The organism is Pontibacter cellulosilyticus, from assembly GCF_014306105.1.
Taxonomy (GTDB): Bacteria; Bacteroidota; Bacteroidia; order Cytophagales; family Hymenobacteraceae; genus Pontibacter; species Pontibacter cellulosilyticus.
Genome location: NZ_JACRVF010000005.1, coordinates 461,098 through 477,800, shown reverse-complemented (window position 1 = coordinate 477,800; position 16,703 = coordinate 461,098). Strand labels below are relative to the sequence as shown.

Here is a 16,703-nt window from a genome sequence, read left to right as displayed (position 1 = left end):
TCTGAAAAAGTGAGTTTAAGGTATTAAACAGAGAAGCTAAATATAAACTTAACATACTTAGCTCAAGTTTAGTGTTTGGGCTAAGATGAGTTGTATAGTTAGCTCTGTGATAGTGCAGACCATTTCTTGTGATTATCCGTTTCCAATTTTATAACTGTGATCAAAAGTATAAAATACTCCGACCTTAGCCCTTCCGAGACTGAAAGGTTGCAACACCACATCGATACTGAGTTTGGCCATGTGCCTTTTGTGCAGGCGCACGTTTGGGCTCAACCTGATTGGAGCATCATAAAATATGAGGAGGATAATACAGCTACCTTTTACAATGTTGTTCTGCGCGAAATAGCCCTTGATGGACAAAACGTTAAAGCTGCCGGCATCAACAATGTAATTACTCCTGAAGCATACAGAGGCAAAGGGTACGCTACGACATTACTAAAAGCTACGGAGGGTAAACTGTTTGATGAATGGGGTTGTGACTGTGGGGTGCTTTTATGCGCAGATGCGCTGGTGCCTTTCTATAGCCGCCTGAACTGGTATAAAGTAGATGCTATTTTATACTATGATCAACCTGCCGGCAAGCAGTTGTATGATTCAAATGTAATGTTGCTGACCCCTCCGGGATGCTCACGATTATCACCAAAAGAAATAGACTTGAACGGCCTTCCCTGGTAGTACTTATACTTAAGTAGGGGAAAAAAGCCGTCTGTCGGGGAAGGTGTGTTATGTGTCTGACGCCTCATTAAGTATAAATATGTTTGGTTTACTTTGTATCCTAATTTCCATTAGCTACAAAATAAACCTATGAAAGAGAAATACACACTTGTGCTGGGAGCAGGAGGCAACATTGGAGGCAAGGTAGCCAATGAGCTGCTTCTGTCTGGCGCCAATGTGGCTGTTGCAGGCCGCAGCCGAACACGCTTAGAGCAATTTGAAGGCAAAGCCACAGTGTTAGAAGGTGATTTTGGTGATGATGCTTTTCTAGAAGAGGCTATCTCTGGCGCATCCCATCTTTTCTTGACGATACCCGACAAGCATTTAGTTTATCCGGCAGCCACAGCTACAAAACTAGGCAAACTTTTGCAAGGCAGCGGAGTGACTCATATTGTAAATATCAGCAACAGCATTGTTAAAAAAGCTAGTGCTCCTACCAGGCTGGTTGCTATGGAGCAGGAGCTGAATATGTTGCCGGGTGTTCATATTCTCCACCTTCGCTGTGCCAATTTTTTTGAGAACCTGAACTGGGGCCTGCACACACCTTACACTCCTGATCTGTTGTTGCCTTACATCTCGTCTTACGAAGTGGCCAGTGTAGCTGCCAGCCACCTGCTGCAGCCACAGTTTACCGGTAAAAGGGTTCGAGTGCTGCTTGGCCCGCGCGATTATAGTATGGCAGAGCTTGCCGAGGCCGCTGGCGAGAAGTATAAGCAGTTGCCGTATACTTCGGAGAATGAACATTTCTTCAGACCTTTCAACGAAGGAGACTTTGAAGTAGAACCTCGAACTGACACAAACACCTCGAAATTAGCAGAAGCACGTTTTACACTGGAGTACTTTCTAGAGCACGATTTTGTACCGCAGGCTACGGAATTGGTTTAGTAAGGTCGATAAACTGTCTTCTTCTTGATGCCGTTCGGTGTCCATCTGTAAATTGGTATACAGGCCAGCAGGAAACCGGCGGCCATACCAATAAATACAGAGCTGTCGAGAGGTGTTTTTACACTGTAAGCAAAGGTCATGGCTAAGGCGAAAGCAAGAAAAAGAAAACCTGTGCCGATAGCCGCCCAACGTATTTTAATGCCAAACAAAAGCATCAAGGCAAAACTCACCTGAAAAAATGTGATAACTACAGCCAACTTGTCTGCAGCGCCTCTGGTTGCAAAGGGCAGTAATGTATGGATATGCTCCACAAACCTGAACCAGTCTCCCCAGGCAACATTTTTTTCACCGGGGCTACCCCAAAATCCGAAGCGATCGGCCACTGCCGAAAGCAGCGTAAATGCCAGCGCCAACCGCATAAGCAAACTAGCATAGGGCAAGTATTTATCTTCGTTCATCTACCGGTGTTTTATTGTCTTATTTACCATACGTACAGGCAAATCTCACCATAGGTATAGAACGATAAACAAAGAAATAAATATACCTTAGACCGATATTTCTACACTGAGCGATATACTTTAATTATTGCAGAGAGAATAAATAGAGCGACAGAAGGACATCATATCAATATAAACAGAAGGCCCCTACAGCATTAACTGCAGGGGCCTTCTGTTTATACTTTATACTTGTTATAGCATATCTACACCGGTGTAATTGAATGGCGTGATCTGCTTCAGTTCCTGTTTAACATCGTTGCTCACATCCAATGAATCAATAAAGCTGTGGATGGACTGCTCCGTCATTTTCTCGTTTTTACGTGTAAGCTCTTTCAGAGCCTCATATGGCTGCGGATAGCCTTCGCGGCGTAAAACTGTCTGTATACCTTCTGCTACAACTGCCCAGTTATCTTCGAGGTGCTTGTTAAGGGCCGCGTGGTTTAATTCCAGCTTACCAATTCCGCGCTCCAGGGATTTAAGAGCAATGATAATATGAGCTAACGGCACACCTACATTCCGCAGTACTGTAGAGTCGGTTAGGTCGCGCTGCAGACGTGATATAGGCAGTTTTGCAGACAGGTGCTCTAAAATAGCATTGGCTATACCCAAGTTTCCTTCTGCATTCTCAAAGTCGATTGGGTTAACCTTGTGTGGCATAGCCGACGAGCCTACTTCACCGGCTTTTATTTTCTGCTTAAAGTAACCCATAGAAATGTACTGCCAGATGTCTCTGGAGAAGTCGAGCAGGATGGTGTTAAGGCGCTTTAAACCGTCGAAGTATGCAGCCAGGTTATCGTAGTGTTCAATTTGAGTAGTATATTGGCTGCGCTTAAGCCCTAGTGACTCCTGCACAAAACGGTTGCCGAACGTCGGCCAGTTTATACTTGGGTAAGCAATGTGGTGTGCATTAAAGTTGCCTGTGGCCCCGCCAAACTTAGCCGAGAAAGGCACCTGGCGCAATAGGTCCATCTGGGCTTCGAGGCGCTCTGCAAACACCATAAACTCTTTGCCTAGTCGGGTAGGGGAAGCAGGCTGTCCGTGCGTATGTGCCAGCATAGGCACTTCTCTCCAGTCCTGGGCCAGTTCACTCAGGCGCTGGTGCAGCTGTTGGTAGGCCGGCTGCAGTACACGCTCATCGGCCTCACGCATCGACAGCGGAATAGCCGTGTTGTTTATATCCTGCGAGGTTAAGCCGAAGTGAATAAACTCTTTGTACTCGCTTAAGTTAAGAGCATCAAACCTGTTTTTTATAAAATACTCTACTGCCTTTACGTCGTGGTTCGTGATTTTCTCCGTGTCCTTTATCTCCAGCGCATCTGCCTCCGAAAATTTGTTGTAGATATCGCGCAGGGCGGGGTAAAGGCTCTTGTCTACATTTTGCAGCTGCGGCAGCGGCAACTCGCAAAGCGCAATAAAGTACTCTACTTCTACAAGCACACGGTAACGGATCAGGCCAAACTCAGAAAAATAACCGGCAAGCTCAGATGTGTTGCGGCGGTAGCGTCCGTCCACCGGCGAAATGGCAGTAAGTGTTGTCAGGTTCATGATAGCGAAAGTTATCAGGCAAAGATAAACAGCTTTGCCAAAGTAAGCCAATAAAGCCGTGGAGTTGTTTTACTCAATTCTACTTTTATTAAGGACAGATGAAACGCTTAAGCCAAAGTATAAGTTATTGGTAATGTGGTGTTTGTTGTGGTTGTGAGGCGTGGGCTGGCACAATGATTGCGTAGAAACGATGTATCTGGCAATCCAAAGCAACAAACAACCGTATGATGCAAATACATAACAAGTACAATATATAGTTACGTATAGGTGTTTATTGTGTAATTATTATTGTAGACGCATTTTTTTAGATACAAATCTTATTAGTTAATTCGCACCTGAATATTTTGGACCGACGATTGAAAAAGAAAATACTCATTTGGGGAGGCAGCGTACTAGCCTTTTTGCTGGTTTTAGTAGTAGTGCTGTTCATCTTCCGAAGCCGAGTTTTACAGTATACGATTGAGCGTGTAATCACGAAAGTTGAGAACAAGTACCCAGCCGACCTGAACATTGGCAATGCGGAGTTTGTGGATTGGAATTCAGTTGTACTGAACGACATCTCGTTTGTGCCGCACAACCTCGACACGCTCTTTACCACCGACAGTGTTTACGCCACGGTAAGCTTCCGCTCTATTTTTAAAGGCCGTATTGTTTTTAAGCGCCTGGAGGTACGGGATGGTTACCTCACTGCTCGAAAAAACGGTGATGTTACCAATTTTGCGTTTCTGTTTAAAAAAGACGAGCCCGAAGAACCTGTTGATACCACCAAAGGTCGGAACTACGGCTACCTATTAAATAGAGTGATCGAGACGGCCTTTGATAACGTGCCAGACCAGGTAGATTTCACGAACCTGAACGCATCCTATAAATCGCCGAACAGGTTTATTGATGTGCGTATGCCTTACCTGCGCATGGATGATGGGTACATTGAGTCGCAGGTATCTATACTTGCTGATTCTATCGAGAATAACATGCGGGTGCGTGGCACAATAGATCCCGGAGACTATAACATATCTGCCAGCTTATATGCCTTTGATAAAAAGGGTATTCGCTTGCCATACGTTAAAAGAAAGTATGAGGGTGAGGTTGCCTTTGACACGCTGCACCTGAGCCTAAACAACAAAAGGTACAAAAACGAGAAGCTGACGGTAAAGGGCCGTGCCATGGTTGATAACCTGGTAGTAAACCACGCCAAGCTGAACGACGAGGATATTGTTGTAAATGAAAGTGCAATAGATTATGTGGTAACGCTTGGCGAGGATCTGTTTGTGATAGACAGCGCCACCGAGGTTAGGGTAAACGAAGCGAAGGCCAATATTTATGCTGCCTACGAGAGCAAACCAACTAAAATATATGACCTGCAGGTGAAGACCGACTGGGTGAAAGCGAATAACTTCTTCAATTCATTGCCTGCCGGTTTATTCGAGAACCTAGACGGCATAAAGGCACAAGGGGAACTGAAGTATAAAATGAACTTCCACCTGAACATGGATAGCCTGGACTATCTGACTTTCAACTCTGATCTGGATGCTTCCAAAGACTTTAAGGTAGTGCAGTGGGGGTATACCAATCTTGAGAAGATAAACGGTTCGTTTGTGCACACGGTGTATGAGTATGGCAAGCCTGTTCGTACATTCAACGTTGGCCCGTCTAACCCATTTTATACTCCAATTAGCCAGATATCGCCTCATCTGCGCAATGCCATACTTACCGCCGAGGATGCAGGGTATTACAGCCACAAGGGCTTTCATGAAGAGGCATTCCGGCAGGCTATCATTAAAAATATTGAAGAGGGTGAGTTTGCCCGTGGTGGTAGTACCATCTCTATGCAATTAGTAAAAAACGTGTTTCTGTCGCGGAAGAAGACAGTGGGCCGAAAAGTGGAAGAGGCTATCATTGTGTGGCTGATCGAGAACCAAAATTTGGTGCCGAAGAGCCGCATGTTCGAAGTATACCTGAACATTATTGAGTGGGGACCGGATGTATATGGTGCCAAAGATGCCTCGAGGTTTTACTTTGGAAAAGAGCCTTCGGAGCTTAACCTGAATGAGGCGATCTTCCTGACCAGTATTATCCCGAGCCCGAAGCGCTACCGTTCGTCTTTCGATAGTTATGGTAACCTGCGCAGCCACAAAGGCTATTATTACCGCCTGATAGGTGGCATAATGCGCCGGCGAGGGCTGATATCGCAGGAGGAGTATGACAACCTGTATCCTAATGTAAAACTCTACGGCCGTGCCCGCGACCTGATTGTAACAGCGCCGGATGCAGTAGAAGAGGATACCACAGAGTACGAATTGGAAACAATTGATCTGCTTGACTTTTAAAAGCATTAACTATTCTTCATCGGCCCCGGAATTATACTTCGGGGCCGATGCTTTTTAACCTGCTTTGCTATACTTTTGCTTAAGTGAGCATCAACGAACATCCTGCACCCAAAGCCCCCGCCCTTATTCCACGAGGTAAAGCATCCCGCTTTGGCCTCGATTGGTTTTTGCTGGCGCTGATCGGTGTAATTGTTCTGGCATACCTGTGGCCACAGTTGGGAGTAGATAGAGAGCCGATATCACTGGGGGAGATTGCCGGTTATGGCGTTTCCGTCATTTTCTTTTTCTATGGTTTGCGCCTGAGCCCCGAAAAGCTAAAAGTTGGCCTGAGCAGCTGGCGCTTGCACATAGTGGTGCAGCTGTGCACATTTATACTTTTCCCGCTGCTGATGCTGCCTTCCCATACTTTTTTTGAGGGCAGTAAGAATGAGCTCTTGTGGCTGGGCACTTTTTACCTGGCGGCTCTCCCGTCAACTGTTTCCTCTTCGGTGGTGATGGTATCTATTGCTGGGGGTAACATTCCGGCGGCTATTTTCAACGCCAGCATCTCCAGCCTGATTGGTATTTTTATCACACCACTCTGGATGGGGTTGTTTCTGGAGGCCAGCAGCGAGGGTTTTGATATTTGGAGCATCATGGGCAAGCTGGTGCTGCAGGTACTGTTGCCGGTTATACTTGGTATTGTGCTGCATCGCTACTGGGGTAATTTTGCCGAGAAGAACAAAAGCAAGATGCGCGTCTTCGATCAGATCATTATCCTACTTATCGTTTATACTTCCTTCTGCGAGTCGTTTGCACGCGATATGTTCAGTGGCTATAGTATAGGCACTTTGTTTATACTTGGTGCCACTATGGTCGGGCTGTTCTTCCTGGTTTACGGACTTATATATATACTTAGCAGGCTGTTTGGCTTTAACCGCGAAGACAGGATAACTGCCATTTTCTGCGGCTCCAAAAAATCGCTGGTGCATGGCACTGTTATGTCTAAAGTGCTCTTCCCGGATGCCAACATGGTAGGCATTATACTTCTCCCCATCATGATCTACCACGCACTGCAGTTGCTGATTGCTAGTATTATCTCCCAACGAATGGCCAGAAAAGAAGGGGAGAAGTCAGGGATGCAAGTTGCTAGTTAGGATGTTGTTACAGCTGCACTTAAGATGCGTTAAGAGCTGCAACACCTGAGTTACCATGAACAGGCTTCACTTCAGCGTTCTCTTCTAAACTCGCAAAACAAAAGATTTATACTCTGCTCTACAGCTTGCCCAAAGCCTGCGTAATGTCGCCAAGTATATCTTCTGCCTTCTCCAGCCCAACAGAAATTCTTATTAGACCGGGGGTAATGTTCACTGCCAATCTTTCTTCTTCCGTGAGCTTAGCGTGTGTGGTGCTGGCAGGGTGTGAGGCTATACTTCTGGTGTCGCCTAAGTTAGCCGTAAGTGAGAGCATCTGCAGGTTGTCCAGAAAAGCCCGGCCACTTTCCAATCCGCCTTTCAACTCAAAGCACACAATGCCGCCGCCGTTTTTCATCTGCTTTCTGGCTATGTCGTACTGCGGGTGGCTTGGTAAGTATGGGTATTTTAGCCAGCTTATGGCAGGGTAGTTTTCCAGGGCCTTTGCTACTGCCAGTGCATTGGATGCATGCCGCTCCATACGCACATCCAGCGTTTCGAGGCTTTTACTCAGCACCCAGGCATTGAACGGCGACATAGCCGGGCCTGTACTTCTGCAAAACAGGTAGATCTCCTTAATCAGCTCTTTTTTACCTACTACCACACCACCCATCACTCTCCCCTGGCCGTCGATCCATTTTGTAGCGGAGTGTACAGATAGATGCGCGCCAAACTCCAGTGGTTTCTGGTTTACAGGCGTGGCAAAGCAATTATCGACGTTAAGTATAAGGTTATGCTTCTGCGCCAGCTCCCCAACAAAGGCAAGATCGATGATGTCCAGGCCCGGATTGGTAGGTGTTTCCAGGTAGATCATTTTGGTGTTTGGCTGGATCGCGGCTTCCCACTCTTCGGGTTTATCAACGCTTACATAAGTATAGGTGATGCCGTAGCGGGGCAGGTATTTGGTTATGACCGTGTGGGTGCTGCCGAAGATGGAGTTACAGACCAGCAAATGATCTCCGCTCTTTAGCAATGCCATAAAGCTGGCAAACACCGCACTCATTCCCGATGCCGTAGCAAAACCTGCTTCTGCACCCTCAAGCGCACACATCTTGTCTACAAACTCCTGCACATTGGGGTTGCTAAAGCGGCTATAGATGTTATCATCAGTCTCGTCGGCAAAGGCAGCACGCATATTCTCTGCATCCTCAAACGTGAAACTGCTTGTCAAGAACAAGGGAGTGGAGTGCTCCATTTGGCTAGTGCGCTCGGTCTGGATGCGTATTGCCTGAGTTATCGGGTCTAGTGCCATGTTATACTTTGTGAAGTGGGTAGATGAGCATAAGTCTACAAGAGCAACAACTCAGCTATACTTTATACTTATACTTAAGACACGTTTACTTCCCAGGTAATGGTGCAGCCGGCGCGGCGAAGGGTTTCGGCTACCGAGCAATATTTCTCTACTGATAGCTCACAAGCTCTTGTTGCTTTGTCGGGATCGATGTTTCCGCTCAGGTTAAAGGTAACGTGCACGGTTTTCCAGAGCGAAAAGTCCTGCTGTTTTTCCCGTTCGCCCTCAATTTTCATGCTGTAGCCTTGCAGGTCCTGGCGCTGTTTCTTTAAGATCGAGATTACATCAATGCCGCTGCAGGCTCCCAAGGCAATTAGCAGCGACAGCATAGGACGTACACCAAAGTTCTGACCACCGGAGTCCAAACTATTATCTAACCGCGCTATATTTCCCTGTGCGTCTTTGGCTTCAAAACCGTACTCACCGTTTACTCTTTTTAGCTCTATTGCTTCCATTCTGTTGTGTTTGTTGTGGATGTAAATAAAACATGTACTTACTTTGCATACAAATGAAAAGTACAGATACCAGCTATTTTACCTACAATGAGCCTTTTCGGTTGGAGAGCGGCGAAGTATTGCCGGCACTTACCATTGCCTACCACACGTATGGTACCTTAAATGCCGCCAAGGATAACGTAGTCTGGATCTGCCATGCCCTTACTGCCAACGCAGATGCAGCCGACTGGTGGAACGGTCTGGTAGGAGAGGGGCTGGCGCTGGACCCTGAGAAGTACTTTATCGTTTGTGCGAACATACTTGGTTCCTGCTACGGCACCACAGGCCCCTTAAGTATAAACCCGGTTACTCAGGAGCCATACTTTAGCCAGTTTCCGGCTGTTACCATCCGCGATATGGTAAATGCCCATATTCTGTTGCGGCAGCACCTGCAGCTTGAGAAAATTCACCTGATGGTAGGCGGCAGTATTGGAGGATACCAGGCGCTGGAGTGGTGCGTGATGGAGAGCGAAATTATCGAAAACCTGTTTCTGCTGGCCACCTCGGCGGCGGAGAGTGCCTGGGGGATTTCCATTCATACGTCGCAGCGTTTGGCGATAGAGGCAGACAGCAGCTGGCAAGACAAATCAGCCACAGCCGGTAGTGCAGGTCTAAAAGCAGCACGCGCCATCGGCATGCTTACCTACCGCAACTACGAGATAATGGTAGAACGGCAAAGTGATCCTGACACGGAGAAAACAGATAACTACAGGGCAGAATCGTATATCCGATACCAAGGCGATAAGCTGGTGAACCGCTTTAATGCCTATACTTACTGGCTCCTCACCAAGGCTATGGATAGTCATAACCTAAGCAGAGGACGCGGCAGAAGTATAGAACAAGTGCTACGACAAATAAAGCAGCGCACCCTTATCATTGGCATCAGCAGCGATATACTTTGCCCGGTGCAGGAGCAGGTGTTTATCAGCCGTCACATGCCAAACGCTACTTATGTGGAGATTGGCTCCTCCTACGGCCACGATGGCTTTTTAATAGAGTCAGAAAGAATCTCGGCCCACCTGGTGCCCTGGTTAGAGATGGAATAACCCAGTATTATTCTTCTAAATACCAGGCACAAATGTGATTCTGTCTTTGAGCCCTTAGTGTCTTCTTAGCGTTCGTGGCGGTTATTCTTTACCACAAAGGGCGCAAATACGCACGCAAAGTGACCTCCCTTAAACTTTAACTTTTCTTTAACTTCTCCTTAACAGATCTTAACTATAAACAGTGTGTTAGTGTGCTACATTTACACAAAAAAAGAAAGGTTATGAAAAGCACACTTACAATTGTAGGAACGCTGGTACTGATGCTGGTATCGCAGTTCACATTTGCTCAGGAACAGGGGGCTATCACATATGAAACCAAACTGAACATGCACCGCAACATTCCGGCGGAGCGTGCACAGATGAAGGACATGATCCCCGAGTACAGGACAGTCCGCAACATCCTCACATTTAATGCAGCGGAATCGTTGTACAAGCCTTTGATCGACGAGCAGGACGATATGGCTGCGGCAAGCGGAGGTAGCGGCCAGTTTGTAATGGTAAGAACACCACAGAATCAGACTTACATTAACACTTCACAGGACAAGCGCGTGTTACTGCGTGAGTTTATGGGTAAAACCTACATCACACAAGATTCGCTTAGCATTATGCCATGGAAGTTTGGCGACGAGACCAAAACCATACAAGGCTATACTTGTAAGCAGGCTTTTTACACAGATGAGAAGTCAGGCAAGACCACTGTGGCCTGGTACACAGATAAACTGCGCCCGAACCTGGGTCCTGATAACTTCACTTCGTTACCGGGTGCTGTACTAGAAATTGACTTTGATAACGGCCTACGTGTTACCAGAGCCACTAAAGTTGATTTTAAGCCACTAAAGAAGAACGATCTGGTAGAGCCAACAAAAGGAGAGAAGGTAACTAACCAGCAGTATCAGGCCATGGTGGAGGAGCAGATGAAGCAGTGCGGCAACGGAAACAACTTCATCATCAGAAACTAAGGAAACTTCCTAAAAATAAAACTATGAAGAAGCTACTACCTATACTACTATTCCTGCTTATCAGCCACGTTTCCTTTGCGCAGAAATACGCCGTAAAGGGACGTGTGCTGGATAATACAAGCGTAGCGCTGCCATCTGCCACGGTACTGGTGCTGCAGGCAAAAGACTCCTCGCTGGTTAACTTTGGCGCTACCGATGTACAGGGTGCTTTCGAGATCAAAGGTGTAAGTAAAGGAGATTACCTCTTTAAGGTATCTTTTCTGGGCTTTGATCCATACTTCCAGAAGATTGTTTTCCCGGAGGGAGCAACGGTGTTGGATATGGGTACCGTTAAGTTGCAACCGCAGAGCAACCAACTTAAAGAGGTGCTGGTGCAGGGAGAGAAAAGCCCGGTGGTAATTAAAAAAGATACCATAGAGTTTAATGCCGGCTCCTTTAAAACACAGCCCAATGCAGCTGTAGAAGAGCTACTGAAGAAGCTGCCAGGCGTAGAGGTAGATGCTGAAGGTAACGTGTCGATGCAGGGTGAAAGAGTGAACCGCGTAACTGTAGACGGCAAAGAGTTTTTTGGGCGCGACCCCAAAATGGCTACGAAAAACCTGCCTGCCGATGCCATTGACAAAGTGCAGGTATTCGATAAAAAATCTGACCAAGCTACTTTCTCTGGCATAGACGATGGGCAGCGCGAGAAAACGATAAACCTGCAGCTGAAAGAAGAAAAACGTAACAGTGCTTTTGGTAATGTAATGGCCGGTGTTGGTACAGACGAACGTTACCAGGCCAGGGCAAGTATAAACCGCTTTAAAAAAGGCCAGCAGCTTTCCTTTTTAGGGATGGCCAATAACGTGAATAGCCAAGGGTTTGGGTTTGATGAGTACACCAACTTTAATGGCGGCATGTCCAGAATGGGTGGTGGAATGATTATAATAAGCAACAGTAACGGAACCGCCGGTAACGGAGTGCCTTTGAACATGGGTGGTCGCATGAATGGTTTAATGAACACACAGGCGGGCGGTCTGAACTTCAATAATCAGTTGAATAAGAAAACAGAGGCAAACGGTAGTTATTTTTTCAATAACCTGAATCAGAACATAATTAAAGATGTAGAACGCGACAACCTGCTTAATGCCGGCAACCCACGTACTACCGAGCGCACCACACAGGATGGAGGCAACCTGAACCACCGCGGTACTTTTAGTCTGGACTATAAGTTGGATTCACTTAACTCTGTAAAAGTAACGGGCAGCCTGAGCTATAACGAGATCAGCCAAAACCTAAACAGCCTGATCAACAACTTCGGTACAAATGGCCAAATACTTAATGCCAGTAATACACGCTCTAACTCAGATGGAGACATCTTCGGCTTGAATTCAAGTATACTTTTCCGTCATCGTTTTGCAAAAGCAGGCAGGTTTATGTCTGTTAACGCTGATGTGTCTGCAAATCAAAATGATACGGATGGTGCTTATAACAGTGATGTGACCTTTGCCAACGGCCAGAGCCGGCAAATAAGGCAGCACAACGAACAGGAAAGCGACACCAGAAATTTGAACATAGGCGTTTCGCACACTGAGCCGCTGGGTAACAGGCAATACTTGGAGTCGAATTACACATATCGCGCTAACCTGAGCGAATCTAACCGCGAAGTATATGACCTTGAAGGCAGCAACAGTATTTTAAATGCCGACCTGAGCAACATGTACGAGAGTTTATACTTGTACCACAGACTGGGAGTGAATTATAAGCTTAACCGCCTGAAGTATAACCTAACACTTGGCACAAGCCTACAGCAAAGCGACCTGAACGGCGAAGTATGGCTACGAAACACAGATAAGAAGCAGGATATTAACCGCGACTTCTACAACATTTTACCAACAGCCCGCTTTAACTACGACTTTGCCAACAACCGCCGCCTGAACTTTAACTATGAGACGATGGTGCAGGAGCCAAGTATACGCCAGTTACAACCTGTGGCGGATATCAGTAATCCGCTTAACATCTACATTGGCAACGAGAACCTGATTCCGTCATACATGCATCAGCTAAGGTTAAACTACAACAGCTTTGATGCCGGTACACTGCGCAGTTTCTTCGGTATGGTAAGCGTTATGCATACCACCAACGCAATTGTTTCAGCTCAAAGTATAGATGAGAATTCCATCAGAACAACAAGGCCGGTAAACGTGGACTACAACACGATGGTATCTGCTTTCGCCAATTATACTTACCCGATCAAAAAGCTGAATAGCAGGCTGCACTTTGGAGCCAATTTACGCGACCAGAACACGATAAGTGTTTTAAACGATGTGGAGAACGACGTGAATGTAAGAAGTGCCACAGGTAATATTCGCTACTCTTACCAAAAAGATGATCTGAACTTTAGTGTGAGAGCAGACCTGACAGCACAGCGTACAAAGTATGAAGACAGCAATCAGAACGATCAGTTCTTCCTGAACAAAACTTACGCAGCCGATGCAAATTACCACTTCTTAAAGCATTACAACATCAATGCTACTTTTGATTACCTGGTGTACGACAACAATGCTACCAATTTTAACCAGGCTATTCCGTTGCTGAACGTGTCGGTATCGAGGCAGTTCTTGAAAAACAATGCCGGTGAGTTGAAGCTTACTGCTACCAACCTTCTTGATAGGGACACTGGTATCAACCAGACAGCCAACGCACTTTATATAGAGCGCGAAACGCTGAACTCGCTGGGCCAGTACTACATGCTTAGCTTTACTTACAACATCAACAAGCACCTGAACCCAATGGGGAATTCACAGGGAGGGTCTATACGGATTTTCAGATAGATAAGAATCATAAAGCAAAAGGGGCTGCTCTTAATGGAGCAGCCCCTTTTGCTTTTATAATTATTTTGCTTATTGAACAGTAAAGTTAATTGGAGCAAATTCTACCTTCACAGGATTTGTATTAACATCTTGACCCTCTATAGACCAGGTGTCGAGAATGTTATGTTCACCCGCATCTTTTAACTCTTTAGAGAATGTTACATAATATTTGTTTTGGAAGCCATTTGTTATATCACCCACCAGCCAAGTTATAATGTAGTTTGAATTACCTAACATTTTCATGGAGGCGTTATTACCACTATCTTGGTTTGTTGATACGTTTGATGTGAAAGAGGTTAAGCCACCTTGTAGCTTAGCCCCATATAGGTCCATGCATGAATCAACTGTATAAGCCACTGTGAAAGTATACATTTTACCGACATTAGATGAAGAAATAATGGCGCCGTTCAATGTTATGCCAGTACAGTTCCGGATAACCTGAATATCACTTGTTACATCTTTTGCCAAGACGCCACTACCACCTTTAGGTACATACTTAGCTCTAAAGCCATACATACCTGCAGTAGTCGATATGAAATTATAAGAGGCATTGTCTGAGGTAGACACATCTGTTTTTGCAACTGTTACCCAGTCTACGGCGAGAGCGGCAGTAGTATGGTTGCCCATATCGTCAACTCCCTTTTGTAGCCATAGTTCTCCCTCTCCGGGTTTAGGAGCAATGGTAGCAGTAACTACTGCATTCTCATTCACATAAACAGGGTTAGGATTAAATGAAATTGAAAGTGTAGCCTGCGTTGGTCCGGGGTTTTGTGGCTTTGCATCTGCAGATATTGTGTTGTCCAGACTTGGGTTGATCTCATCTGTATCTTTTGAACATGATGAGAAGATGCACAGGGCAAGTACCAATGAAACTGGTAATAATCTTTTAATTTTCATATAAAATTTTGTTAAGGGTTAAATAATGTAATTACATGTAATTGCAGCCTGCAATTGTTTTAATGCAGGCTTTGGAACTATTAATAGTATAATTGGAAAATAGATGCTTAGAATGCTTGTTAGAATAATTATATTATTTGATATGCCTTAACGAAAGTATATATGAATAGTTGTGATTTAATATAAAAAAATATAAATATTTTAATTGTTGGAACATTGAAGTATAAAAAAAGCCTCTCTAGCATTTAGCTAGAGAGGCTTCCTAAATTGTTCTTTCTACAGATAGACTAAACGGTCTGCTTCGCTTTTTGTGCTTGCTCTTTGCTGATTTCTTCGTTCTGTAATAGCTTTTTATCTAGTATAAAGGGGCCGAAAGGCAAAAGAGAGGCTACTGCTGCAAGGGCAATCTTACCCACTGACCATTTATGCACTAAAGCAACCTGCAGCAACGCATACATATAAAGTATAAATAATACACCATGTGCCCAGCCAACATACTTTACTAGTTCCGGATAACCTAAAATGTACTTTACCGGCATAGCAATACCCAAAAGCAACAGGAACGACAGACCTTCATAAAAGCCTACGAGGCGAAAGCGTGAGATAGGGGTTTTCATAAAAAGGTATAAAAAGTTTTGTGATTCTTTGGTTTTAACAGCGCAAAGGTAGAAAATGTGCCCTGCATTAAGGCAAGATGCAAAATAAAAGCGGCGCCTTATACAAAAGAGCGCCGCATATCCTGTTAAGCTACAGATTTACCTAAATCGGATTGTGGTGTCAGGTCATGCTGCTGCAGGGCATTAGCCACAGTCTGAACCAATTCGGTATTCAGGCCCGGCAGCTGGTTCTGCTGCAGAAGGCTTTCCAGTTGTTGCTGCCATTTACCTGCTTGCTGTAACGGCACACTGCTTAGGCCGCCCTGGCTGCCCAGTTTTTTTGTGACAGCTGTTCGGCGTAACAGTAGTTCCATCAGCTCATCATCCAGAGAGCCGATCTGCTGGCTGAGTTTATCAAGCTCATCTACCATTTCTGTTGTTTCCGCTAATTTAACCTTTGTTACAACGGCATTTATTAACAGATCCAGTTCTTGTGGCATCAGTTGTTGCTGTTGGCTACTTAGGGCCTCGGCAGGGTTTACATGGGATTCAAACAGCATTCCGTCAGCGCCTAATTCTACTGCACGCTGGCTTACAGGGTACAGCAGGCTGCGCTTGCCGGCAATGTGGCTGGTATCGCAAAGTATAGGCAACTCTGGCAGCAGGCTCTTTAGCTCCAGCATGTGCTCCCACTTTGGGTGGTTACGGTAAGGGTGTTGTTCGTCGATGGCAAAGCCACGGTGTATAGCTCCCAGATCCGTTATACCTGCCTGGTGCAGGCGTTCCAGCGCACCTAGCCACAAGCGCAGGTCAGTGTAAACAGGGTTGTTCACCAGTACCGGCACGTCTGTACCTCTTAGCACCTCTGCCAGCTCCTGTACGGCAAACGGGTTTACAGTAGCGCGTCCGCTAATGCAGAGTATATCTATACCGTGCTGCAGCGCCTCCTGTGCCTGCTGTGCGTTCACTACATCGCAGGCAGTTTTCAGCCCGGTTTCCTGTTTTACTTTTTGCAGCCACCCTAAGCCTATAGTACCCACACCCTCAAAGCTATTAGGCCTTGTGCGCGATTTCCAGATACCTGCCTTAAAGACCGAAATGCCGTTCACATTTTTCAGCTGCATGGCTGTGTTCAGCATTTGTTCTTCAGTTTCGGCACTGCATGGCCCAGCAATTAACACAAGCTGCCCGTTCGCCTGGCGAAAGCTGCTCTTAGATGTTAACTCGATGGTGGTTGTACTTGCTCTCATGGCATATTAATTTTTGCTCTTCCGTTTAGAGACTTGGTAAAACAAAAAGGGCCCCGCGTTTGCAGGGCCCCTTTGGTATGGTTGTGTACTTTTTCTATTATGCACAATATGTTACCACAGGAGCCCCACACGAGGAACCTTCACTGAATTGGCAAACATAATGCAATAAGATAGATAC

The 16,703-nt window shown here is 45.8% G+C and carries 14 protein-coding genes; 7 read left to right on the top strand and 7 right to left on the bottom strand.

The window, feature by feature from the left end:
* Positions 1-156 precede the first annotated feature (156 nt).
* Together H8S84_RS17560 and H8S84_RS17555 are read left to right on the top strand one after the other, a co-directional pair.
* Positions 157-675 carry a GNAT family N-acetyltransferase gene (locus H8S84_RS17560; protein ID WP_187068667.1) on the top strand — a complete coding sequence of 173 codons (519 nt, stop codon included), beginning with the start codon at positions 157-159 and terminating at the stop codon, positions 673-675.
* 129 nt (positions 676-804) lie between these two features.
* Positions 805-1,599 carry an NmrA family NAD(P)-binding protein gene (locus H8S84_RS17555; protein WP_187068666.1) on the top strand — a complete coding sequence of 265 codons (795 nt, stop codon included), beginning with the start codon at positions 805-807 and terminating at the stop codon, positions 1,597-1,599.
* Here the strand turns inward: H8S84_RS17555 and H8S84_RS17550 are convergent.
* Together H8S84_RS17550 and purB are read right to left on the bottom strand one after the other, a co-directional pair.
* Positions 1,596-2,057 carry a DoxX family protein gene (locus tag H8S84_RS17550; protein WP_187068665.1) on the bottom strand — a complete coding sequence of 154 codons (462 nt, stop codon included), beginning with the start codon at positions 2,055-2,057 and terminating at the stop codon, positions 1,596-1,598. The genes H8S84_RS17555 and H8S84_RS17550 overlap by 4 nt on opposite strands.
* Positions 2,058-2,288: 231 nt before the next feature.
* Positions 2,289-3,641 carry an adenylosuccinate lyase gene (gene purB, locus H8S84_RS17545; RefSeq protein WP_187068664.1) on the bottom strand — a complete coding sequence of 451 codons (1,353 nt, stop codon included), beginning with the start codon at positions 3,639-3,641 and terminating at the stop codon, positions 2,289-2,291.
* A 356-nt stretch (positions 3,642-3,997) separates the two neighbouring features.
* Here purB and H8S84_RS17540 point away from each other — a divergent pair, with 356 nt between their 5' ends.
* Both H8S84_RS17540 and H8S84_RS17535 read left to right on the top strand, forming a co-directional pair.
* Complete coding sequence (locus H8S84_RS17540) at positions 3,998-5,968, top strand: biosynthetic peptidoglycan transglycosylase (RefSeq protein WP_187068663.1); 1,971 nt, start codon at positions 3,998-4,000, stop codon at positions 5,966-5,968.
* An 89-nt stretch (positions 5,969-6,057) separates the two neighbouring features.
* The gene (locus H8S84_RS17535; RefSeq protein ID WP_317175455.1) at positions 6,058-7,104 is read left to right on the top strand and encodes a bile acid:sodium symporter family protein; all 1,047 of its coding nucleotides are present in this window, start codon (positions 6,058-6,060) and stop codon (positions 7,102-7,104) included.
* A gap of 118 nt (positions 7,105-7,222) precedes the next feature.
* Here H8S84_RS17535 and H8S84_RS17530 read toward each other — a convergent pair whose 3' ends face one another.
* Both H8S84_RS17530 and H8S84_RS17525 read right to left on the bottom strand, forming a co-directional pair.
* Complete coding sequence (locus tag H8S84_RS17530; RefSeq protein ID WP_187068662.1) at positions 7,223-8,392, bottom strand: trans-sulfuration enzyme family protein; 1,170 nt, start codon at positions 8,390-8,392, stop codon at positions 7,223-7,225.
* 74 nt (positions 8,393-8,466) lie between these two features.
* Positions 8,467-8,886, bottom strand: a complete 420-nt coding sequence (locus tag H8S84_RS17525) for an OsmC family protein (protein ID WP_187068661.1) — start codon at positions 8,884-8,886, stop codon at positions 8,467-8,469.
* 53 nt (positions 8,887-8,939) lie between these two features.
* On the opposite strand from H8S84_RS17525, the gene metX reads away from it, so the two are divergent.
* The 3 genes from metX (at position 8,940) to H8S84_RS17510 (ending at position 13,743) form a co-directional block, all read left to right on the top strand.
* Positions 8,940-9,971 (top strand): homoserine O-acetyltransferase MetX, encoded by a 1,032-nt coding sequence (gene metX, locus H8S84_RS17520; RefSeq protein WP_187068660.1) that lies wholly within the window; start codon positions 8,940-8,942, stop codon positions 9,969-9,971.
* Between the two features lie 221 nt (positions 9,972-10,192).
* Positions 10,193-10,930: a GLPGLI family protein gene (locus tag H8S84_RS17515; protein WP_187068659.1), complete on the top strand. Its 738-nt coding sequence runs from the start codon at positions 10,193-10,195 to the stop codon at positions 10,928-10,930.
* A gap of 23 nt (positions 10,931-10,953) precedes the next feature.
* Positions 10,954-13,743 carry an outer membrane beta-barrel protein gene (locus H8S84_RS17510; RefSeq protein WP_187068658.1) on the top strand — a complete coding sequence of 930 codons (2,790 nt, stop codon included), beginning with the start codon at positions 10,954-10,956 and terminating at the stop codon, positions 13,741-13,743.
* Positions 13,744-13,812: 69 nt separating this feature from the next.
* Here H8S84_RS17510 and H8S84_RS17505 read toward each other — a convergent pair whose 3' ends face one another.
* From H8S84_RS17505 to H8S84_RS17495, 3 genes are all read right to left on the bottom strand, one after another.
* Positions 13,813-14,679: a hypothetical protein gene (locus H8S84_RS17505; protein ID WP_187068657.1), complete on the bottom strand. Its 867-nt coding sequence runs from the start codon at positions 14,677-14,679 to the stop codon at positions 13,813-13,815.
* A 287-nt stretch (positions 14,680-14,966) separates the two neighbouring features.
* Positions 14,967-15,296, bottom strand: a complete 330-nt coding sequence (locus H8S84_RS17500) for a DUF3817 domain-containing protein (RefSeq protein WP_187068656.1) — start codon at positions 15,294-15,296, stop codon at positions 14,967-14,969.
* 125 nt (positions 15,297-15,421) lie between these two features.
* Positions 15,422-16,525 carry a 3-deoxy-7-phosphoheptulonate synthase gene (locus H8S84_RS17495; RefSeq protein WP_187068655.1) on the bottom strand — a complete coding sequence of 368 codons (1,104 nt, stop codon included), beginning with the start codon at positions 16,523-16,525 and terminating at the stop codon, positions 15,422-15,424.
* Positions 16,526-16,703 lie beyond the last annotated feature (178 nt).

Coding starts and splice junctions, on each gene's coding strand:
- H8S84_RS17555 (WP_187068666.1), top strand. CDS start 805: ATGAAAGAGAAATACACACTTGTGCTGGGAGCAGGAGGCAACATTGGA.
- H8S84_RS17550 (WP_187068665.1), bottom strand. CDS start 2,057: ATGAACGAAGATAAATACTTGCCCTATGCTAGTTTGCTTATGCGGTTG.
- purB (WP_187068664.1), bottom strand. CDS start 3,641: ATGAACCTGACAACACTTACTGCCATTTCGCCGGTGGACGGACGCTAC.
- H8S84_RS17530 (WP_187068662.1), bottom strand. CDS start 8,392: ATGGCACTAGACCCGATAACTCAGGCAATACGCATCCAGACCGAGCGC.
- H8S84_RS17525 (WP_187068661.1), bottom strand. CDS start 8,886: ATGGAAGCAATAGAGCTAAAAAGAGTAAACGGTGAGTACGGTTTTGAA.
- metX (WP_187068660.1), top strand. CDS start 8,940: ATGAAAAGTACAGATACCAGCTATTTTACCTACAATGAGCCTTTTCGG.
- H8S84_RS17515 (WP_187068659.1), top strand. CDS start 10,193: ATGAAAAGCACACTTACAATTGTAGGAACGCTGGTACTGATGCTGGTA.
- H8S84_RS17510 (WP_187068658.1), top strand. CDS start 10,954: ATGAAGAAGCTACTACCTATACTACTATTCCTGCTTATCAGCCACGTT.
- H8S84_RS17505 (WP_187068657.1), bottom strand. CDS start 14,679: ATGAAAATTAAAAGATTATTACCAGTTTCATTGGTACTTGCCCTGTGC.
- H8S84_RS17500 (WP_187068656.1), bottom strand. CDS start 15,296: ATGAAAACCCCTATCTCACGCTTTCGCCTCGTAGGCTTTTATGAAGGT.
- H8S84_RS17495 (WP_187068655.1), bottom strand. CDS start 16,525: ATGAGAGCAAGTACAACCACCATCGAGTTAACATCTAAGAGCAGCTTT.